At 40.1% G+C, this 21,783-nt stretch carries 19 protein-coding genes; 11 read left to right on the top strand and 8 right to left on the bottom strand.

The window, feature by feature from the left end; genetic code table 11:
• Nucleotides 1–13: 13 nt before the first annotated feature.
• The 6 genes from pgk (at nt 14) to O3643_RS03960 (ending at nt 6,450) form a co-directional block, all read left to right on the top strand.
• A complete protein-coding gene (gene pgk, locus O3643_RS03985; protein ID WP_006147868.1) occupies nt 14–1,213 on the top strand; it encodes a phosphoglycerate kinase in 1,200 nt (399 codons plus the stop codon).
• Between the two features lie 298 nt (nt 1,214–1,511).
• A complete protein-coding gene (folP, locus tag O3643_RS03980) occupies nt 1,512–2,456 on the top strand; it encodes a dihydropteroate synthase (protein ID WP_371500007.1) in 945 nt (314 codons plus the stop codon).
• A 1-nt stretch (nt 2,457) separates the two neighbouring features.
• Nucleotides 2,458–3,756 (top strand): folylpolyglutamate synthase/dihydrofolate synthase family protein, encoded by a 1,299-nt coding sequence (locus O3643_RS03975; RefSeq protein WP_371500005.1) that lies wholly within the window; start codon nt 2,458–2,460, stop codon nt 3,754–3,756.
• Nucleotides 3,757–3,759: 3 nt separating this feature from the next.
• Complete coding sequence (gene folE, locus O3643_RS03970; RefSeq protein ID WP_371500003.1) at nt 3,760–4,314, top strand: GTP cyclohydrolase I FolE; 555 nt, start codon at nt 3,760–3,762, stop codon at nt 4,312–4,314.
• A 38-nt stretch (nt 4,315–4,352) separates the two neighbouring features.
• A complete protein-coding gene (gene folB / locus O3643_RS03965) occupies nt 4,353–5,183 on the top strand; it encodes a dihydroneopterin aldolase (protein ID WP_371500001.1) in 831 nt (276 codons plus the stop codon).
• Nucleotides 5,167–6,450, top strand: coding sequence for a DUF308 domain-containing protein (locus tag O3643_RS03960; protein WP_371499999.1), 1,284 nt, complete (start codon nt 5,167–5,169; stop codon nt 6,448–6,450). Before folB ends, O3643_RS03960 begins: the two co-directional genes overlap by 17 nt.
• 33 nt (nt 6,451–6,483) lie before the next feature.
• Here the strand turns inward: O3643_RS03960 and O3643_RS03955 are convergent, their stop codons facing one another.
• Complete coding sequence (locus O3643_RS03955) at nt 6,484–6,801, bottom strand: DUF960 domain-containing protein (protein ID WP_004251754.1); 318 nt, start codon at nt 6,799–6,801, stop codon at nt 6,484–6,486.
• Nucleotides 6,802–7,005: 204 nt separating this feature from the next.
• Between O3643_RS03955 and ccpA the strand changes: the two genes are divergently transcribed.
• Entirely contained in the window at nt 7,006–8,013 is a 1,008-nt protein-coding gene (ccpA, locus tag O3643_RS03950) for a catabolite control protein A (RefSeq protein WP_004251755.1), read from the top strand.
• 39 nt (nt 8,014–8,052) lie between these two features.
• Here the strand turns inward: ccpA and O3643_RS03945 are convergent, their stop codons facing one another.
• Nucleotides 8,053–9,015: an asparaginase gene (locus O3643_RS03945; protein ID WP_006147873.1), complete on the bottom strand. Its 963-nt coding sequence runs from the start codon at nt 9,013–9,015 to the stop codon at nt 8,053–8,055.
• Between the two features lie 65 nt (nt 9,016–9,080).
• Here O3643_RS03945 and O3643_RS03940 point away from each other — a divergent pair, with 65 nt between their 5' ends.
• Complete coding sequence (locus O3643_RS03940) at nt 9,081–10,475, top strand: Cof-type HAD-IIB family hydrolase (protein WP_371499996.1); 1,395 nt, start codon at nt 9,081–9,083, stop codon at nt 10,473–10,475.
• A 75-nt stretch (nt 10,476–10,550) separates the two neighbouring features.
• Here the strand turns inward: O3643_RS03940 and O3643_RS03935 are convergent, their stop codons facing one another.
• The 4 genes from O3643_RS03935 to O3643_RS03920 all read right to left on the bottom strand — a co-directional run bounded on the left by O3643_RS03935 (nt 10,551) and on the right by O3643_RS03920 (nt 12,835).
• A complete protein-coding gene (locus O3643_RS03935; protein WP_024054513.1) occupies nt 10,551–11,144 on the bottom strand; it encodes an Asp23/Gls24 family envelope stress response protein in 594 nt (197 codons plus the stop codon).
• Nucleotides 11,145–11,157: 13 nt separating this feature from the next.
• Nucleotides 11,158–11,328, bottom strand: a complete 171-nt coding sequence (locus tag O3643_RS03930; protein ID WP_024054512.1) for a DUF2273 domain-containing protein — start codon at nt 11,326–11,328, stop codon at nt 11,158–11,160.
• 12 nt (nt 11,329–11,340) lie between these two features.
• Nucleotides 11,341–11,904 (bottom strand): alkaline shock response membrane anchor protein AmaP, encoded by a 564-nt coding sequence (gene amaP, locus O3643_RS03925; protein ID WP_371499993.1) that lies wholly within the window; start codon nt 11,902–11,904, stop codon nt 11,341–11,343.
• Between the two features lie 478 nt (nt 11,905–12,382).
• Entirely contained in the window at nt 12,383–12,835 is a 453-nt protein-coding gene (locus tag O3643_RS03920; protein WP_006155803.1) for a universal stress protein, read from the bottom strand.
• A gap of 144 nt (nt 12,836–12,979) precedes the next feature.
• On the opposite strand from O3643_RS03920, the gene O3643_RS03915 reads away from it, so the two are divergent.
• Both O3643_RS03915 and O3643_RS03910 read left to right on the top strand, forming a co-directional pair.
• Nucleotides 12,980–13,819 carry a metallophosphoesterase gene (locus O3643_RS03915; protein ID WP_371499991.1) on the top strand — a complete coding sequence of 280 codons (840 nt, stop codon included), beginning with the start codon at nt 12,980–12,982 and terminating at the stop codon, nt 13,817–13,819.
• Between the two features lie 70 nt (nt 13,820–13,889).
• Nucleotides 13,890–14,327 carry an Rrf2 family transcriptional regulator gene (locus O3643_RS03910; RefSeq protein WP_371499989.1) on the top strand — a complete coding sequence of 146 codons (438 nt, stop codon included), beginning with the start codon at nt 13,890–13,892 and terminating at the stop codon, nt 14,325–14,327.
• A gap of 313 nt (nt 14,328–14,640) precedes the next feature.
• Here the strand turns inward: O3643_RS03910 and O3643_RS03905 are convergent, their stop codons facing one another.
• Together O3643_RS03905 and O3643_RS03900 are read right to left on the bottom strand one after the other, a co-directional pair.
• Nucleotides 14,641–18,378 carry a pullulanase gene (locus O3643_RS03905; protein ID WP_371499987.1) on the bottom strand — a complete coding sequence of 1,246 codons (3,738 nt, stop codon included), beginning with the start codon at nt 18,376–18,378 and terminating at the stop codon, nt 14,641–14,643.
• A gap of 222 nt (nt 18,379–18,600) precedes the next feature.
• On the bottom strand, nt 18,601–19,179 hold the full coding sequence (locus O3643_RS03900; protein ID WP_371499985.1) for a class I SAM-dependent methyltransferase: 579 nt from the start codon (nt 19,177–19,179) through the stop codon (nt 18,601–18,603).
• A gap of 215 nt (nt 19,180–19,394) precedes the next feature.
• Between O3643_RS03900 and recJ the strand changes: the two genes are divergently transcribed.
• The gene (gene recJ / locus O3643_RS03895; protein WP_371499983.1) at nt 19,395–21,614 is read left to right on the top strand and encodes a single-stranded-DNA-specific exonuclease RecJ; all 2,220 of its coding nucleotides are present in this window, start codon (nt 19,395–19,397) and stop codon (nt 21,612–21,614) included.
• Nucleotides 21,615–21,783: the final 169 nt, after the last annotated feature.

Raw genomic sequence — 21,783 nt, 5'->3', positions numbered from 1 at the left:
GGAGTCATATCTAATGGCAAAATTGACTGTTAAAGACGTTGACTTGAAAGGGAAAAAAGTTCTCGTTCGTGTTGACTTCAACGTACCTGTAAAAGATGGTGTGATCACTAACGATAACCGTATCACTGCAGCTCTTCCAACTATCAAGTACATCCTTGAACAAGGTGGACGTGCAATCCTCTTCTCTCACCTTGGACGTGTTAAAGAAGAAGCAGACAAAGAAGGTAAATCACTTGCTCCTGTAGCTGCTGACTTGGCTGCTAAATTGGGTCAAGAAGTTACATTCCTTCCAGGTGTTACTCGTGGTGCTGAATTGGAAGCAGCGATTAACGCTCTTGAAGATGGACAAGTTCTCTTGGTTGAAAACACTCGTTTTGAAGATGTTGACGGCAAGAAAGAATCTAAAAACGATCCTGAACTTGGTAAATACTGGGCATCACTTGGAGATGGTATCTTCGTAAACGATGCGTTCGGTACAGCTCACCGTGCACACGCATCTAACGTTGGTATCTCAGCAAACGTTGAAAAAGCAGTTGCTGGATTCCTTCTTGAAAACGAAATTGCTTACATCCAAGAAGCTGTTGAAGCTCCAGAACGTCCATTCGTGGCTATCCTTGGTGGTTCAAAAGTTTCAGACAAGATCGGTGTTATCGAAAACTTGCTTGAAAAAGCTGATAAAGTTCTTATCGGTGGTGGGATGACTTACACATTCTACAAAGCACAAGGTATCGAAATCGGTAACTCACTTGTAGAAGAAGACAAATTGGATGTTGCTAAAGCTCTTCTTGAAAAAGCAAACGGTAAATTGATCTTGCCAGTTGACTCAAAAGAAGCTAATGCATTTGCAGACTACACTGAAGTGAAAGACACTGAAGGTGAAGCAGTAGATCCAGGATTCCTTGGTTTGGATATCGGTCCTAAATCTATCGCTAAATTTGACGAAGCTTTGACTGGTGCTAAAACAGTTGTATGGAACGGACCTATGGGCGTATTTGAAAACCCTGACTTCCAAGCTGGTACAATCGGTGTAATGGACGCTATCGTGAAACAACCAGGCGTTAAATCAATCATCGGTGGTGGTGACTCAGCTGCCGCAGCTATCAACCTTGGTCGTGCAGACAAGTTCTCATGGATCTCTACTGGTGGTGGAGCTTCAATGGAACTTCTTGAAGGTAAAGTTCTTCCAGGACTTGCAGCTTTGACTGAAAAATAAGAATATAAAAAAGGAGGCTGGGACAAAAGTCCTAGCCTCTCAATTGTCTTTGGATTTTCGAGCAGGACGCAGTGGTTGAGTGGGCTCTACTACGCTGATTTCATTAGTTTTTACAACCCTACTCAACTGTGCGGAGGTGGGACGACGAAATCGAATTCTAACGAATTACCGATTTCTGTCCCACACTTTTTTTTTGCGCTCTTTTAAAGTTTGAGAGTAGCGAGGGATAATTGGACAGAATCCAAAAAAAACAGTAAAATAGAGGAATACCAATCTAAATGAAATTTGAGTGATAATCGTGGAAAAAAGAGACAATCATACAAAAACAGCTATTTGCGGTATTATCAATGTCACCCCAGATTCTTTCTCTGATGGGGGCCAATTTTTTGCTATTGAAGAAGCCTTAAAACAAGCTCGAAAATTGATTGCTGAAGGTGCCACTATTTTAGATATTGGTGGAGAGTCTACTCGACCTGGAAGTAGCTATGTTGAGATTGAAGAGGAAATCCAACGTGTGGTTCCAGTCATTAAGGCTATTCGTCAAGAAAGTGATGTTTTGATTTCGGTAGACACTTGGAAAAGTCAAGTTGCAGAAGCAGCTCTAAAGGCTGGGGCCCATATAGTCAATGACATTACAGGTCTTATGGGGGATGAGAAGATGGCGGAAGTGGTTGCCAAAGCTGGAGCTCAGGTAGTCATCATGTTTAATCCAGTAATGGCACGCCCTCAGCACCCTAGTTCACTTATCTTCCCTCATTTTGGCTTTGGTGCGCCTTTTACAAAGGAAGACTTAGATGAGTTTGAAAAACTACCAGTAGAAGAATTGATGACAGCTTTCTTTGACTGTGCTCTAGTAAGAGCGGAAAAAGCAGGAATTTCGAAAGAAAACATCATGCTAGATCCTGGGATTGGCTTTGGCTTGACCAAAAAGGAAAACCTCATACTTCTACGTGACCTTAATAAATTACACGAGATGGGCTATCCTATCTTTTTAGGAGTCTCTCGCAAGCGCTTTGTCATCAATATTCTGGAAGAAAATGGTTTTGAAGTAAACCCAGAAACTGAAGCTGGTTTCCGCAATCGTGATACGGCTTCAGCTCATGTGACTAGTATCGCTGCTAGACAAGGTGTGGAAGTGGTGCGTGTACACGATGTAGCCAGCCACAAGATGGCAGTCGAAATTGCATCAGCCATCCGTCTGGCAGATGATGCGGAAAATTTAAACTTGAAACAGTATAAATAAGATGAATAAAAACGAAACGAATCAGTGGATAGCTAACTATCGGACAGACCAACCGCATTTTGGTTTGGAGAGGATGGTGAAGCTATTAGCCCTACGTGGCAATCCCCATCTGAAACTCAAGGTTATCCATATCGGAGGAACCAATGGTAAGGGGTCTACTATAGCCTTTTTGAAGAATATGTTGGAAAAGATGGGGCTAAGAGTTGGAGTCTTTAGCTCACCCTATCTGATTCATTATACCGATCAGATTGCCATTAATGAGGAATCTATCCCAGAAGCAAGATTAGAGACCTTGATGGTAGACTATCGCTCACTACTTGAGGGGGAGCATGCTCATGATTTGCAAGGAACGACAGAATTTGAGATTATCACTGCCATAGCCTATGATTATTTTGCTTCTGAGAAAGTCGATGTGGCCATTATGGAAGTAGGTATGGGTGGACTTTTGGATAGTACCAATGTTTGTCAGCCTATCTTAACAGGTATTACGACCATTGGCCTGGATCACGTAGCTTTACTAGGGGATAGCTTGGAAGCTATCGCGGAGCAGAAAGCTGGAATTATCAAACAAGGAGTTCCCCTGGTAACGGGGAATATTGTCCCAGAAGCCTTAGCAGTTATCAACCAAATCGCGGAAGCGAAAGCGGCTCCTAGACTTGTTTATGGGGAAGATTATCAAGTCAGTCATCAAGGAAGTGTGGGGACGGGAGAAGTTTTTGACTATACAAGCCCGCTTAGACAAGGTCGCTTTCAGACAGGATTGCTGGGTTTGCACCAGATAGAGAATGCTGGGATGGCACTAGCTTTACTTGATACTTTTTGTAAAGAAGATGGTCGAGAACTAGCAAGCAATGACTTGCTTGCTCAAGCCTTAGAAGAAACAAGTTGGCCTGGACGCTTTGAAGTTGTTTCTAGAAGCCCTTTGATGATTTTAGACGGGGCTCACAATCCCCATGCTGTCAAGGCTTTGTTAGATACCTTGAAAGAACGATTTGCTGATTATCATAAGGAAATACTTTTTACATGTATCAAAACCAAGGCCTTGGAGGATATGTTAGACTTGTTAGGAACTTTGCCAGATACTGAGCTGACACTCACTCACTTTGAGGATGGTCGGGCGACCGACGAAGAGGTGCTAAAAGAAGAAGCCCGTTCTAGAAATCTCAACTATCAAAGTTGGAAGGAATTTCTAGATCAAAAAATGACAGAAAATGAAGAGAAAAAAACAGTTAGGATAGTTACGGGCTCCTTGTATTTCTTGAGCCAGGTAAGAGCCTATCTGATGGAGAGGAAAAACTAGAGAATGGATACACAAAAAATTGAGACGGCTGTAAAAATGATTATCGAAGCGGTCGGTGAAGATGTTAACCGCGAAGGCTTGCAGGAAACTCCTGCACGTGTAGCTCGCATGTACCAGGAGATTTTTTCAGGACTTGGTCAAACTGCGGAGGAGCATTTGTCAAAATCCTTTGAAATTATTGATGACAATATGGTAGTAGAAAAGGATATCTTTTTCCATACCATGTGTGAACATCACTTCTTGCCATTTTATGGGAAAGCTCATATCGCCTACATTCCAGACGGACGTGTGGCAGGTTTGTCAAAGCTAGCTCGTACTGTGGAAGTTTATGCTAAAAAGCCACAGATTCAAGAACGCTTGAATATCGAAGTGGCTGATGCTTTGATGGACTATCTTGGTGTCAAAGGTGCTTTCGTTGTTATTGAAGCAGAGCATATGTGTATGAGCATGCGTGGTGTTCGAAAACCAGGAACTGCAACCTTGACAACAGTAGCTCGTGGAGTATTTGAGACAGACAAAGATCTTCGAGATCAAGCATACCGTCTTATGGGGTTATAAAAATCGATTCAAACGATTTTTTCTAGAAAGGACTAATTATGGATCAATTGCGCATTAAGGATTTGGAAATTTTTGCCTATCATGGTCTTTTCCCGAGTGAGAAGGAACTGGGCCAAAAATTTATCATTGATGCAAGCTTATCCTATGATATGACCAAGGCTTCTACGGATTTAGATTTGGAAGCATCTGTCCATTATGGCGAGCTCTGTCAGCAATGGACGACTTGGTTTCAGGAAACCACTGAAGACTTGGTTGAAACAGTTGCCTACAAACTAGTAGAGCGCACTTTTGAAACCTATCCAATAGTTCAAGAAATTAAACTGGAACTCAAAAAACCATGGGCGCCTATTCATCTACCACTAGACACCTGTTCAGTAACCATCCATCGCCGCAAACAAAGAGCCTTTATTGCTCTAGGTAGCAATATGGGGGATAAGACGGCTAATCTCAAGCAAGCTCTTGAAAAAATAAGTACTCGTGGGATTCGTATTCTCAAAGAGTCTAGTGTGATTACAACTGAGCCTTGGGGCGGTGTAGAACAAGATAGTTTTGCCAATCAGGTCATTGAAGTAGAAACTTGGTTGCCGGCTCCAATCTTGTTAGAAACCTTGTTGGACATTGAGGCAGAAATGGGTCGGGTTAGAGAAGTGCATTGGGGACCTCGTTTGATTGACTTGGACTTGCTTTTTATGGAGGATCAGGTCATTTATAACGATAATCTCATCTTGCCGCATCCTTATGTTGCTGAGCGACTCTTTGTCTTAGAGTCTCTGCAGGAAATTGCGCCTCATTTCATCCATCCAGTCCTAGGACAACCGATTCGTCACTTATATCGTCAATTGGAGAAAGAAAATGGGCAAGGTTTCTGAAACTTATAGTAAATGGAAAAGTATAGGGGAAGGTCTTGTAGCTATTGTCTTAGGCCTCCTCTTGATTTGTTTTGGGCAGGTAGTTCCGATACTGGGTTACCAACTCCTGATGGCCTACTTTTTCTTGTCGGCAGTTTGGCAACTATTGACGCGATGGTTTCAAGAAAAGTCCCGTAGAGAAAATATATTTGTAACTCTAGCCAAGCTTTTTCTTGCAGTCATCCTATTTGATTCAGTCATCTTGCAGGACATCGCTCTCTATCTCTTGGTTATTCTCATTGGAAGTTATCAGCTTTTTACAGGCCTAATCAGTCTGATTACCTGGTTACTATACCGGAATAATCATATCCATCCGAGGATTAATTACTTATTTGATGCTTTATGGATGATGGGATTTGGCCTCTATAGTAATTCCCCTTTTCATGATGCGACAAATTTTGAATTACTCTTACTTGGTTTTTACTTGATTATGTTGGGGGCAAGCAGCCTCAGAGATGGATTCTTTTTTGAAAAAGGGAGAAGCAATCCTAAGCTCAAGCGTAGAATGAGAATGACCCTGCCTATATTCATGACAGCCTTGATTCCCATCAGCACCTTACGACGATGGAATGAAAGGTTATCTAGTCATCAGGTAGAAGAAAGCGAAGTGCATTTGGAGAGAAAAAATGAAAAATCTGTTGATTTAGAAATTTTCATCCATACTTCAGAATCATCTTTCTTCTTGGCCATGGGTCATGTAGATATCTGCTATCAAGGTCAGGTTATTTCCTACGGCTCTTATGACCCACATTCAGAGCGCTTATTTGGTACAATTGGCGACGGGGTTTTATTTAAGGCCAATCGTGAAAAATATATTGAACTTTGTAAGAGAGAAAGCCAGAAAACGCTATTCACCTATGGTTTAAGCCTGTCTCAACAACAGAAAAAAGCCATCGAAGAACGATTGAGAGAGATAGAAAGCCTCTTGATACCTTGGGAGCCAAGTTCACAACTACTGAAAAGAAGGGAAGGAGAGGTCAAACATACCTACTCTTATCAGCTGAAACACGAGGCTGATGCAACCCTCTATAAGTTCACATCCTCTAAATTTAAAACCTACTTTGTTCTCAGTACAAACTGTGTTCTATTGGCCGACTCTATTGTTGGAGAGGCTGGAACTGATATCCTGAGTCCCCAAGGTTTTATCGTCCCTGGGACTTATCAGGACTATCTTGATTTAGAATTTAAAAAACCGAGTGGTATAGTGGTCAGTCGTTCTATTTATTAAAAAAAGAAAACTCTAGTCAGAAGGCTAGAGTTTTTAAAATAGGTCATTTTCTTCAGGTAGGAGGATGGTTTCCTTACCGTCCATATCCATAACAAGTACTTTCGGTGGGTACAATGGGTCAAAGGGATGATTAAAATCGAAGTCAATCGTTGTAGGTAGATGCTCACTTGAAAAACGGAAGGTGATGGAACCGTTACTGTTTAAGAGCTGAAATTCCAACTCATCTTCTAGTTCAAAAACGTGCTTTAAAAAATGATCGATAATATACCAGATTGAGTCGATAACATCGTCTGGAAGATTAGTCACTACACCAAAACTGGCACAACGTCGATGTGAATCCGTAAAAGCCATCCATGCCTCCTACTTAATTTTTTATTATCATACTGCAAACTGGCCTAAAAATCAAGAAAAGTAAACTGATTTACAAAAATATGATTATCGGTGAAATTTTTTCAAAGAAAGTTCAATTAATCCTTGAAAATGCTTACAATTAGTGGTAAACTAGTAGTGGTGTAAACATGAAAACAAAATTTTCAACATTAGAAAGGAAACGGTATGAACACAGATGATACAGTAACAATTTATGACGTTGCCCGAGAAGCAGGAGTTTCAATGGCAACTGTCAGTCGTGTAGTCAATGGTAACAAGAATGTCAAAGAAAACACTCGTAAGAAAGTTCTAGAGGTGATTGATCGCCTAGACTATCGTCCAAATGCAGTAGCTCGTGGCTTGGCAAGCAAACGAACAACAACTGTTGGGGTTGTCATCCCAGATATCACTAACACGTATTTTGCTGCGCTAGCAAAAGGGATTGATGATATTGCAGAGATGTACAAGTATAACATTGTCCTTGCGAATAGTGATGAGGATGATGAAAAAGAAGTGGCAGTAGTGAATACACTCTTTTCAAAACAAGTTGATGGTATTATCTTTATGGGCTATCACTTGACAGAGAAAATTCGCTCAGAGTTTTCACGTTCACGTACCCCTGTAGTTCTTGCAGGAACAGTGGATGTAGAACACCAGCTTCCAAGTGTTAATATTGACTATAAGAATGCTACTGCGGATGCTGTTCGCCATTTGTTGAAGCGTAACAAAAAAATTGCCTTTGTGAGTGGCCCGTTGGTAGATGATATTAACGGTAAAATTCGCTTGGTTGGCTACAAAGAAGCTTTGAAAGCAGCAGGAGTCAACTATAGTGAAGGACTTGTATTTGAATCTAAATATCGCTATGATGATGGTTATGCTCTGGCAGAGCGCTTAGTTTCTTCAAAAGCAACTGCAGCGATTGTGACTGGTGATGAATTGGCGGCTGGTCTCTTGAACGGCTTGGCTGATCATGGAGTTTCAGTACCAGAAGACTTTGAAATCATTACGAGTGATGATTCTCAAATCGCTCGCTTTACTCGACCAAGCCTTACAACTATCGCACAACCCTTGTATGACTTAGGTGCGATTAGTATGCGTATGTTGACTAAAATTATGCATAAAGAGGAATTAGAAGAACGTGAAGTCCTCCTACCTCATGGTTTGACAGAGCGCAAATCAACTCGCAAAAAGTAATAAAAAAACCAGGAATCTAGCTGATTTCCTGGTTTTTTATTATCCTTCCATATATGTTTGGAGTTGTTCGCCCTTAAGTCCAGCATTGATTGCGATAAGAAGCTTCAGTCGTGCTTTTTGAGCGTTTAGTTCTTTAACAAAATATACACCATCATTCTGAAGACAAACACCACCGCCTTCGTAGGCGTAAACAGGTTCTGCAATCCCATTGAAACAACGTGAGACTAGTGCAATAGGAAGTCCTGCTTGACTGAGAGACTTTAATTTTTCAGCTGTTTCCTTTGGTACATTTCCAGCGCCAAAAGCCTGAATAATTAATCCATCTAGTTGGTCAACAGGAAGTAAATCGAGAAGTTCATCGGTCATGCCCGCATAAACAGGGATAATAGGGACCAACCCTTGAATGCTCTCAAGGTCAAAACGAACACGAGGTTCTGCCGTTTTGAAGTAGAGAATTTCCTGCTTCATAATGAGCCCGAGTGGTCCATGAGTTGGTGTTTGAAAGGTACTAACGTTAGTAGTATGCGTTTTTGTGACATATTTGGCGGCGTGAATTTCATCGTTCATAACGACCAACACACCCTTATCTGCAGCCTTGTCATCACTGGCCACACGTAAGGCGCTAAGATAGTTGTAGACACCATCACTTCCCAGTTCATTGGAAGATCTCATGGCACCTGTCAGGACGATAGGCATATGAGGTACCTCCATGGTGTCGAGGAAATAAGCCGTTTCTTCTAGTGTATCTGTCCCATGTGTAATGACAACACCATCATAGGACGATGCCTCTTGTTTAATTTTATGGTAGAGGGCTAACATATGCTTAGGCTTGATGTGTGGACTAGGCAAATTTAAAAAATCCAAGGAATGGACTTCGATACCTTCGAGAGGATTAGAGATATGATTCATAGGGTTATCAGCACTAGTCCTTACAGCTCCAGATTCATCTGCCTGCATGGAGATAGTGCCACCAGTATGTAAAACAAGGATTTTCTTAGTCATGATTCACTCACTTTTTCTGAAATGTGGTATAATCATTGTATCATAAAAGAAAGGAATGAGATAGAATGGAAGTCAAAGCTGTGTTTTTTGATATTGATGGAACGCTTGTAAATGACAGTAAGAGTGTTTTGAAGTCCACTAAGGAAGCTATCAAGATTGTGAAAGAACAAGGGGTGCTTGTTGGGGTGGCAACAGGGCGAGGACCTTTTTTTGTTAAGGATTTGATGGACGATTTGGACCTGGATTTTGCAGTAACCTACAATGGCCAATATATCTTTAACAAAGATCGTGTTCTTTTTGCTAGCCCTATTGATAAGAGAAGTCTCAGACAAATCATCTCGTATGCCAAGGAAAATCGAAAAGAGATTGCCATGGGAACGCGACAAGACGTTGTCGGTTCTCGGATTATGTCCTTTGGACTCAGCCCTCTTTCACAGCTAGTTAGTCGATTTGTACCTAAATTTTTGACTCGTACTGTTAGTCATTCCTTTAATCGTATGGTCAGTAAGGCCCTTCCTCAGAAGGAAGATGATTTGTTGGACTTAATCAATCAGCCAATCTATCAGGTGCTTATGTTGATGACGCCTGAGGAGACAAACCATGCTGCTGAAGTATTAAATCATTTGAAATTCACCAGAAGTAATCCATTCGCGGCCGATATTATCAATCAAGGAAATTCTAAGTTAGAGGGTATCCGTCGTGTCGGGAAAGAGTATGGTTTTGATCTCAATCAAGTCATGGCCTTTGGGGACTCAGATAATGACTTGGAAATGTTGGCTGGTGTTGGGATGTCTGTTGCCATGGGAAATGGTAGCAGCAGCGTAAAAGAAGTTGCCAAGCATATTACTGCCAGCAACCAAAACGATGGGATTCATAAGGCTTTGGAATATTTTGGAGTTTTGTCTTCTGAAAAAGTCTTTGTCAGTCGTGACTATCATTTTAACAAGGTTAAAACCTTCCATCATATGATGGACGAGCGAACTCAAGAAGAACCAATAGCTTGGGATTTGCAAGGGGCAACTCATCGCGCCGGCTTTAAGATTGAAGAGTTAGTTGAATTTGTCCGTGCTGCAAGCAATTCTGAAGAGGAATTTCAACAAGCTGTACAAGATTTGCATCAGGTACTTGATATAGCTGCCGAAAAAGTATCTCAGTCAACACCAGCTGAGAAAACCCTCGTTGGTCAAGTGGATGCTTTGATTGACACGCTCTACTTTACTTATGGAAGTTTCGTTTTAATGGGGGTAGACCCAGAGAGAATTTTTGAGATTGTCCATCAAGCAAACATGGGTAAAATCTTCCCAGATGGTAAGGCTCATTTTGATCCAGTAACCCACAAAATCTTGAAACCAGATAACTGGAAAGAAAAGTACGCTCCAGAGCCTGCAATCAAAAAGGAAATAGAGCGCCAAATCAAGGCTTATGAACGTCATAAGGAAAGAGAAAATAGAATGAGTTAGAAGCTCCAAGATGAAAAATTAAACTACCTATTGGATTTATTCAATAGGTAGTTTTGTTCATATTAGATTTTGGAGCTAGTTTACACGACTTTTTTCTTTAGATGTTACATCTTTTACAGCTTCGACACCTTCACTTGCTTTTTCTTTAGCAGTTGATACACCACTACTGAAACCAGTTTTAACTTTTTCAAATTGTTCGGATGCAAATTCACCTGTTGACTCTGCTGCGTCAGTTACTCTATCTTGAAGACTCACTGAGTCTGCTTCAAATTGTTCTTTTGTTTTGATATCAACAACGTTCACGTTTACTTCAACAACTTCAAGATTTGTCATTTGTGAAACTTCAGAAGTGACAACTTCTTTAATTTTGTTGTATAGTTCAGGAACGTTAATTTTGTATTCTACAACAACATTCAAATCGACAGCAACTTGTGTCTTACCGACTTCAACATTAACTCCGCGAGTAACATTATCTGTGTTAATAATTTTTTCAGTTAAATTAGAGAAAAATCCTCCATCAACGTCCAAAAGACCAGGTACTTTTTCTAATGCTAGACCAATAATTTTTTGGATAACCTTATTTTCATAAGTAAGGCTTCCTTTTACTTCATGAGTAGTAGCAGTAGATTCATTTTTTTCTGTAGAAACGTTTTTTTCCAAGTTTGACATATGCGACTCCTTATTATTTATTTATATAGTTTTTTTGGATATATAATCCAATTATAATTCCTAAAGCTCCGAAAATCAAAACAAATAGTGTTTTGAAGAAACCAAAGGAAATAATTAAACAAGCTAGAATAATACCTATTAAGCCTGATAAAATTGGATACTGATACTTTTTAAGTAATTCCATCTTTTCACTTCCTTAATCTACACGACTTGCAGTTTTTTTGTGTTGAGTTGGAGGTTGATAGTTTTTAACCAAAACTTCAAGTTTTACCTCACGGTCAAGACCAAAAAACTGCCTTAATCCTTGAGTTATTTCATTTTGAATTGACTGGCACTTAGTAGAGACGTTGTCTGATGTAATTATTCTACCTTCCACGTAAACAAAACATTTATTTCTTCTGACATTTACACGGATAGTTGGATTTTTAATCAACTCATAATCATCAACAACACATCTAACGAACCCTTCAATAGCTGAATTTTTTAGTTTAAGCTTATCATCTTTAGTACCTAATTGAATATCCAGATATTGCTTAGGATAAAATAGTATAACTAGGATTGATGATAAAACTAATACTGATAGGATTAATGTCCCCCAAAAGATGTATTTAGAAATGAATGCAGCAAAACTCCATTCTCTCCAGCTAAACAATTGAATGCCTAGGTCACTTGCTTTTTGGTAATCAACCAAGATGGGGAGGAAGACTGTCAAGATAAGAATGCAGAAAATAAGTAAAAGTATTTTCTTTGTTTTTGACATATACAATCCTTTCGAATTAAACTCATAGATTATTGTAACAGTTTAGGGAGGTGTACAACAATCTATCATCTTCAAGATAGAAGAATACGGAATTAGTAACTTTGAAAAGTGCTACTATGATAGATGAGGTTAGCTAATTTAGTTAACGAAGGGCTCATATTCCCGAGGGATTGTTAATAGAGAACTAGGAAAATAGAGTAAGTAGTTTCAAAACAAAATGTATGATACCCTTAGACGTAAGAATGCCAAGTCGTCTATAACAAGTGGCAAAATAATGAGTCTCCTTTTCTAAACTATGATTACATTCTCAGTTGCTTTTAGTATACCACTCTTTGAAACCGCTGTCAATTTTTCGGACATCCTCTCCTTTACTTTACAGATTAGTTTAGGATTTTTTGACGAATATAGTCCTTGCTGTATAAAAGGCTATCACTAATAAAAAGCAAGGTCGGGATTTTCCCGACCTCTTTTTTTCTCATTATAAAGTTTTATCCTTGTCTCGGACGACGAGAAGGTCAACGCTTGTGTGGCGAAGGATATATTCAGATGAAGAGCCGACAAGCAAACGTTCGAAGGCGTTAAGTCCTGTTGCTCCAACCAAAATCAAATCAACATGTTCTTGATCAGGGATTGTTTTAGCCAAAAGAGTTTTAGGATTTCCCATTTCGATGACAACTTGAATATCTTTAAGACCGGCGTCTCTTGCACGCTTTTCATATTCTGCCATCAACTCTTGTGCCTCGACTTGTAACTCTTCGTAAACTTCTGCATCGAATGTTGAAATGCTTTGAAGAGCACGAGTATCGATTACATGCGCAATGGTTAATTTAGCCTGGTTACGTAATGCTGACTGAACTCCTTTGATAAAAGCCAAATCAGCTTCTTTAGAACCGTCGACTGCTACCATGATGTTTTCGTAACGTTGTGTCATAGCAAAAACCTCCTCATTTCTTATCACCTTCATTGTAATCCTTTTCACTAAAAAAGTAAAGTAAAACATGATAGCAAACAAGATGCTTTTGACTTTGATTTTGAGAGTGTTATAATTAAAGGAGAGAATGCAAGAGGGGATCATATGACAAATATTGCGGTACTTTCAGATATCCATGGAAATACAAGAGCACTGGAAGCTGTTTTAGCAGATGCAGAGAAGGCAGGCGCTGAGGAATATTGGCTTTTGGGAGATATTCTCATGCCTGGGACAGGACGAAAAAATATTCTCAGACGATTAGAGGACTTGCCGATTACGATTCGAGTTCTGGGAAATTGGGAAGAGAGTTTATGGCGAGCTGCTCATCGAAAATTAGATACAAGTAGACCTAGCCATCGCTACCTCTTACGCCAATGCCAGTATATTATGGAAGAAATTAGTCTAGATGATATTGAAGCTCTACAGGCATTTCCCATGCACACACACCGCCAGTTTGGAAATCTGAAGGTAGGGATAAGCCATCATTTGCCGGATAAAAATTGGGGAAGAGAACTGATCCATCTTGGCAAGCAGGAGGATTTTGACCGTTTAGTAACCAATCCTGACTGTGATATTGCGATTTATGGGCATATTCACCAGCAATTTCTTCGCTATGGGAGCGAGGGACAACTCATTTTAAATCCAGGCTCAATTGGGCAACCGTTCTTTTTATCAGCAAGTCTACGTGAGGATTTGCGAGCGCAATATATGATTTTGGATTTTGATGACAAAGGTTTGAAGGATATAGATTTTCGTCGTGTTGATTACGATGTTGAGTCAGAATTACAATTGGCTAGAGATTTGAAATTGCCCTACTATGAGGTATACTATGAAAGCTTAGTCAATGGAATTCACCATACCCATAATCAGGACTTGTTGCACGAAATCGCTCAGAGTCAAGGACATGATGTTGAATTGGACGACTGGCTTAGTCGTAACTCTTGACATTACAACTCTAGGAGATATAATAAATATAAGAGAAGAATGAGCTTTGTTGATAATAAAGGAGGACTGCATGCAAATTTCAAGCCGATTTACCATTGCGACACATATGTTGGTAATCATTGCCTTAAAAGGGAAGGAAAGCAAGGTGACTAGTGATTTTCTAGCTAGTAGTGTTGGAGTCAATCCTGTTATTATCCGAAAAACTTTGTCCCAACTGAAAAAAGCAGACTTGATTTCCGTCGCGCGTGGAACTGGAGGGGCAGAGATTATCAAAAATCTTGAGGATATTAGTCTTTTGGATATTTATCAAGCGGTGGAATGCCTTGGAAAGACTGGACAACTCTTTAGTTTCCATGATAATCCTAATCCTAACTGTCCAGTAGGAGCTAATATCCATGGGGTTTTAGATGAAAAGTTAGATAAAATTCAAGAAGCTATGGAAGAAGAATTAAGCCAAACCAGTCTTGCTCAAGTGGTGGCAGATGCAGAGAGTAGGATAGAAGGATAAGAGAACCTTAGTTCCTCTTTTTCTATGTGGCTAATGATGATAAAATAGAACCATTAAAAGAGGAAGAAATGTATCTCGTTGTAGGAATTATATCAGCCTTTATCCGTGAATTTGTAGCTCTATGTGTGACATTAAAGTGGCTCTTTATGTTCTTCTACGGATTATGATTCCTAGCTCTTCTTTTATCCTATAAGGGAATTCTTTGGTCATAAAAGTCTCTATTTTAACTCGCTCATGTAAAAAAGCAAGAATTTTTAGTTCTTGCTTTTTTATTGATTATTTGTGACGTGCTGTCTTATTGAAGTTTATAGCTCTATTTTTCCTCTTTTTTCTTTAGGAAGCTTCCAAGTCCAAGAAGAGACAGAATGCTGAATCCAGCAAGAGCAAGAGGTGATTTGTTTTCAGTTCCTGTGTTTGGAAGGACTTTTTGAGAAAGAGCCTCTACAACAGTTTCTTGAGTTTCAGGCTGGACAGCTAGGTTTTGGGCCTGATTTTGTTCTACTTTCAAGCTAGAAAGATCAAATTCTGGCTTTTCTTCAACAGCTGGCTCTACAATGGCACCACCTTGAGATAGGCGGAGGACGACAGCTGTAAGAGCGTTTAATCTCAAGCCTTTTTCAGTCCATTCAAGACCTTGAGGGTTGGCAATTCCTACTGGTCCTGCTTGGTTTTCATCAGCCAAGACTTCGGCCTTTCTCAAGTGGGCAAAGTCTTTTTCTAGAGTGAATTCACGTTCTTTATCATCTGCATTGACAAAGACAGCGTAGATATCACCGTTTGGAGCTGTAATTTGGTAGCCGATGACCACGTCTTCTTTTTCAACACCATTTTGTCCTGGGACAGTAATGAGGCGGACACGATCCTTGATATCTTGTAGACTCTTGAGTCGGAAGGCATCTGTAGATTGACGAAGAGCAATCAGTCCTTTCATGTAGTCGCGACTCTTGACATTTTCAGGATAGGCTTTTTTATCTGTTGCCTTGGTCCAGTCAAACTTGTTGACAGCATCGCTAGAGTCATAAGAGTCATGGATGAAGTATGGATAGACAAATGGATTGCCGTCTTTATCACGCAACAAGTGAGATTTGTTTGGAACCTTATCGTCTGGAACTGGAGTCTTGTAGGCTGGGTCAAGGAATTGTTTGGTACGCCCGTATTCCTGACCAGAGTGGATAAACGGAGTTCCTTGAGCCGTCAAAACCATGAGGTTTCCAAGTCGCAAGCGACGATGGATTTCAGCATAGTTTTTGGCCTTACTTGGGTCTTTTTTGATAGATTGGGCGATGATGTCAAATAGAGTCAAGTTATCGTGGGCTGCGATATACTGAATAACATCTCCTGGGTTATCCGCTTCAAAGTTGGTTGGTTGAGCAATGAGATTTTTAAAGATGGTATTGACATCACGTTTGCCACCTGTGATAAAGGCAGGCTGCCCTTCGTTTGGATAGCCAGACTTGAGGTTGTTGCGGATGTCGTCTGAAAAGACAGCGACAGTATCTGTTTTCTTCATCCAATCTTGGTCAGCAGGTTGTACAGGCGTATTTTCATCACCAGTGTAGGTTCTCCAGCCTTCACCTAACATGATAAGGTTTGGATTGAGGGCGCGTGCAGCCTTGTAAGCTTCTTCGATTGAAGCCGCATCATGATCTCCCATCATATCGAAACGGAAACCATCCACTTTGTAGGTGTCAACCAGATACTTGATAGAGTCTACCAAGACACGTTTAGACATGTAGTGGGTTGTTCCTAAACGACCACCACCAAAGCTAGTACGTGGCGAACCATCAGAATCCATGAAGTGATAGTAGTTTGGCTCAATATCCTCAAAAATGTCAACATTGGCAGTATGGTTGTAAACTACGTCTAAGATAGCACCCATGCCACGTTTATGAATCTCGTTGACGAGGTTTTTAAATTCTGCGATACGTTTTTCTGGGTCCTTAGGATTACTTGAGTACATACCAGTCAAGGAGAAGTAGTTTTGAGGGTCATAACCCCAGTTGTAGTTACTGTTGCTTGAAGCATAGGCAGACAAACGTTCTTGGTTTTTCAATTCATTAACATAATAGTAAGACAAGACTGGGAGGAGTTGGATATGAGTAACCCCTAGATCTTTGAGATAATCGAGCTTCTCGATAAAGGCTTCAAAGGTACCAAATGGTTTAGTCAAATCTTTTGCGATGGCAGGATCTGAAGTGAAGTCGCGAACATGAGCTTCATAGATGACGGCATCTTCACGCGATTTGAAGTTGCGAATCTTACCATAAGTCAAGTTTTGCGGACCTAGTTTTGATGGGTCCACAAAGGCAGCTTTAGCTACTTTATGGGCAGGGTCTGTTTTTGCTAGATCACTATTCCAAGCCGCTAATGATTTGGCATAAGGGTCAAGAACGAGGACAGTTTTACCTTGGCGTTCGATTTGGTAGTGGTAGTAGTAGCCAGTGTAGTTGCTGATGCCAAGTCCTGAATTCTCATCCAAGGTTTGGTTCCAAGTTCCTTTTTCTCCCTTTTTAAGATCGACGGTTCCAACAACTTTTTCAGGGTCCTTCTTGTCATAGACGACAACGGAAACCTTATCAGCACTTGGAGACCAGAGAGTCAAATCAACACGTTTGCCATCTTCTTTAAGAGTTGCACCGAGTGGGCCATCGTAACTATAAGTCTCGTCTTTGAGACGCCAGCTAGAACGTGTGGTAAATCGGTCTGAATTGTAGCTGACAGTGTAAGGGTTTTGAGTGTCAGAGAAGTCACCGATGTAGGTTACTTTCTTTCCAGCTTCATCCACTTCCACGTCTGTGATAGCTACTTTATTTCCTTGATAATCAGTGATGCCGGAGTGTTTGAGGATATCGTCTTTCTTAGCTCCAACTAGTGTAGAGAAACTACTTTCGATACGAGATTTAGCCACGTGTTGGGCACCAGTCATGCGGATATCGTGCACATAGTAGGGGTTGGTGTAGATGGTTTCGTCATCATCTTTGAGGAAAATCTGACTGTGATTTTTTAGATCAGTGAATTTATAATCTTCTTTTCTGATTTTCACATCATCGCCTTTCTTGCTTTCGTCTAGTAATAAAAATCCAAATTCTCTAGCAGCTTCATTGAGTGGGATATCAATGTAACGACCATATTTTCCAGTTGTGGTAAAGTCTGTACCGTCAGGCCATTCTCCATTACTTGGCGTTTTAACATCTCCCCAATACCAGAGTGATTTTTTATCGTAATTTCCATCGGTGCGGAAATAGTTGACGCGAACAGTTCCAGCTGGTTGAGGTTGATAGTTGTATACTTTGTAGCTTTCATCTAGCCAGGCTTCATTCATCTTTGGAGAAAGAAGCTCTACCGAACGGTCTCCAGTAAGGTTATCACCTTTGCTATTATTGATGAGGAAGCTGACTTTCTTGGCTTGTTCGTTTTTGAGTTTGACATCCAGGTAATAGCCGTAGTCGTCTTTCTTGGCATCTTTGAAGGAATGGGCTCCATTTGGCCAATTTTCAGATGGTTTTTCGACATCGTCCCAGGTCCAAAGACCTTGAGAATCCTTAGTTTCTTCTGGGAGTTTTTTTACATGGATACGGAAGTAGTTGTCTGCGATTGGAGTTTCAGAATTAGTTTCTACTTTTGTTTTTTCATCTGAAACTGGACTTGCAGCTACTTCAGTTTTTTTATCCTCTGAAGTTGTGGCTGGCTCGTCTTTCTTTTCTACTTGATCGCTAGAAGGATTGGTTGTAGCATCCTCAGCTTTAGCACTTTCAGTAGTTAAAGCTACTTCAGATTCTTTGGCCTTTTCTTCAGTTTTAAGGGAATCGTTTTCATTGTTTTGACCAGAAACAGGACTTGGAGTTGGCATAGAATCTGTACCTACAGGGTCAACAGTAACAGCGCTTACATTTTCTCTAGTGCTTGATAAATTCTCATCTGCAGCAACATGAGGAGTTGCAAGAGCTAGTAGGATAAAGCTCGCTCCGATAAGGACTGATCCTGTTCCGTTTTTCAAAGAACGGATACTATAAACCATTTTTTTCTCGCGTTGGGGGAATATGTTCTTCATCAATAGTCTCCTATAAATTTATTTTAAAATTAGTATAACACGGGGTAAAAAATTATGCAAGCGTTTTCTTGGATGCTTGTTTTATGGCAACAAGAAACTCTCCTTATTTTTTTTTAAGGAGAGTTTTTATGATAGAAATAGTTGGAAAGAAGTAGACAGAAAAGCTTGATGACTGAAGAAAAAATGAAGTAGAATTATTTCAGCGCTTGTTCTAAGAAGTGATTATCTTATCGCCGATGTGAGAAATAGTTGAGAAGGTTTATCAAGGAAAAGATCGTCGGAACTATAAAGTATTTGGGTCTGAATGTCTGAGAAGCCATGATTTTTAAGAGTCTCCTCAAGTTCCGAAATAATAAAACCATGGTTTTCTGCATCTGGTACGGTATAATCAGCGATAAATAGTTGTCCTCCGAGAGTCAAATGTTCTTTGAACATAGCTAGACTGGAATCAAGATGAGGCATGCGATGAAGAACACGACTAACGATAATGAGATCGAATCTTTGCTCTAATGGCTTAAGCACTAAGTCTTGTTGAATCAAGTGTAGATTTTCAAGTTTTTGGTTTTCAACCTTGATACGAGCTTGCTCCAGCATTTTTTCTGCGATGTCAACCAAGGTCACTGACTTGGCTTGTTTGGCTAGAGGAAGAGCGATAAGTCCAGTTCCTCCTCCAAAATCTAGGATTGATTTGGTGGATAGCTCAGAGACTTGTTGCTTGATCTCTGCATTTACAAGGTCTGCTAGAAATTGGTTTTTGGGAGAATCGAAAGATTCTGCTCGATGATTAAAATGATGTTCCATGTCAATAGTGTAGCATAAAGAGAGGATGTTTTAAAATGTTGGCTAGGTCTTGTTGGAAAGGGATAGAGTTATCAACTGGTATATAGCTTTTTAACTTTGATAAGGACAGGAGTTTTTTGGGATTTTGATTGAAAGAGTTAAGGAAATAAAGAGGAGAAAAACTTGAAATCATGTTATAATAAAACGATAGAATCGTAAGAAAGAGTGGATGAATTTTGATTATTCCGACTTATAATTGGCAATTTGCACCTCAAGTTGAGGACGCGGATTTTACAAAAATCGCCAAGAAAGCTGGGCTAGGGCCTGAAGCTGCTCGTCTATTATTTAGCCGTGGTATTAAGGATGAAGATAGTTTGACACGTTTTTTGGCACCAAGTCTAGATGATTTACACGATCCCTATCTTCTCCACGATATGGACAAGGCAGTGAATCGTATTCGTCGTGCTATAGAGCAGGGGGAATTTATTCTCGTTTATGGAGACTACGATGCAGATGGGATGACGTCAGCTTCTATCCTTAAAGAAACATTAGAACAATTAGGAGCCGAGTGTTTAGTCTATCTTCCTAATCGTTTTACAGATGGTTATGGTCCTAATGCCAGTGTCTACAAGTACTTTATTGAGCAACAAGGAATATCCTTGATTGTAACCGTAGATAATGGAGTTGCAGGCCATGAGGCTATTGACTTGGCTCAATCTATGGGAGTAGATGTTATTGTAACGGATCACCATTCTCTACCAGAGGTCTTACCAGATGCTCATGCAATCGTTCATCCGGAGCATCCTGAATCAGACTATCCTTTTAAACATTTGGCAGGTTGTGGAGTGGCTTTTAAACTAGCTTGCGCCCTCTTGGAAGAGGTACAGGTTGAATTACTAGACTTGGTTGCCATTGGGACCATTGCCGATATGGTCAGCTTGACAGATGAAAATCGTATCATGGTTCAATATGGTCTAGAAGTTTTGCGCAATACCCAAAGACTAGGCCTCCAAGAACTATTTGAAATTGCAGGGATTTCTAGTAGTGACCTTACAGAAGAAACTGTTGGTTTTCAGTTAGCACCACGATTAAATGCCCTAGGGCGCTTGGATGATCCTAATCCTGCTATGGAGTTACTAACTGGCTTTGATGATGAAGAGGTGCGTGAGATTGCCCTCATGATTCAAGAAAAAAATGAAGAACGCAAGGAAATCGTTCAAGCCATTTATGAAGAAGCTAAAAGTTTGGTAGACCCTAACAAAAGTGTTCAAGTTTTAGCCAAAGAAGGTTGGAACCCAGGAGTTCTTGGGATTGTGGCTGGTCGCTTGTTGGAAGAATTAGGGCAGACAGTTATTGTTCTGAATATTGAAGATGGCCGTGCCAAGGGGAGTGCTCGAAGTATTGAAGCAGTCGATATCTTTGAAGCCTTGAATCCGCATCGGGAACTTTTTATCGCCTTTGGTGGGCATGCAGGCGCTGCAGGTATGACACTTGAAGCGGAACAGCTAGACGCCTTATCGGAAATTTTAGAAAACTATGTAAAAGACAAAGGGATAGATGCCAAGGGCAAGAATACATTATATCTAGATGAAGAATTAGATTTGGAAAGCCTAAGTTTAGAGACGGTTAAAAGTTTTGAACGATTAGCTCCTTTTGGAATGGATAACCAAAAACCTGTTTTTTATATTCGAGATTTTCAAGTTGAAAATGCTCGTTCTATGGGAGCGGGAGATAGTCATCTAAAATTGAAGATTTCCAAAGGGACCGCGAGCTTTGAAGTAGTAGCTTTTGGCCAAGGATCAAAGGCTACAGAGTTTTCTCAGGTAAAACAACTGGAATTGGCAGTTACCCTTTCTGTTAACCAATGGAATGGGCAAACAACCCTCCAGTTGATGATGGTAGATGCCCGTGTGGACGGTGTTCAACTTTTTAACATCCGTAGTAAGAGTGTAGAGCTACCAGCGGGAGTGCCTATCCTAGATTTCACCAGTGATTTGCCAGAAATACTTTCTAGCCCAGCAATCGTTGTAAAAAATATTCCCGAGGATCTCAGTCTACTCAAACAAGTGTTGCAAGAACAGGATTTCTCTGCTATTTACTTTAAAAATGATATCGCTAAAGCATACTATTTGACAGGTTATGGTACAAGAGAGCAATTCGCTAAGCTTTATAAGACAATCTACCAGTTCCCAGAATTTGATATTCGTTATAAGCTCAAGGACTTATCAGCTTTTTTGAAGATAGAACAGATCTTGCTAGTCAAAATGATTCAGATTTTTGAAGAACTTGGTTTTGTTACGATTGAAAATGGTGTAATGAAAGTAAATAAAGATGCTGCCAAGCGGGACATCGCTGAAAGTCAGATTTATCAAAATCTCAAACAAACTGTTAAAAATCAAGAAATGATGGCACTTGGAACAGTACAGGAAATCTATGACTTTTTAATGGAAAAATAGAAGAAAAGAAGCTGAGATAATCTATCTCAGTTTTTTGTTGTCTCTTATAATTTTTAAATTATTTGTTCTTTAGAATGTTATGTAGTAAAAGTATACATATTTGTAACATGACTACAACATAATTCTAAAACAACTGACATGTAAATCAGGTATGATTCTCTTGTCAACA

This window comes from Streptococcus sp. 20925_1_44 (genome assembly GCF_041432435.1).
GTDB classification, from domain to species: Bacteria; Bacillota; Bacilli; order Lactobacillales; family Streptococcaceae; genus Streptococcus; species Streptococcus infantis.
The sequence above is the reverse complement of the archived record's forward strand: the minus strand, read 5'-3'. Positions and strand labels throughout refer to the sequence as shown.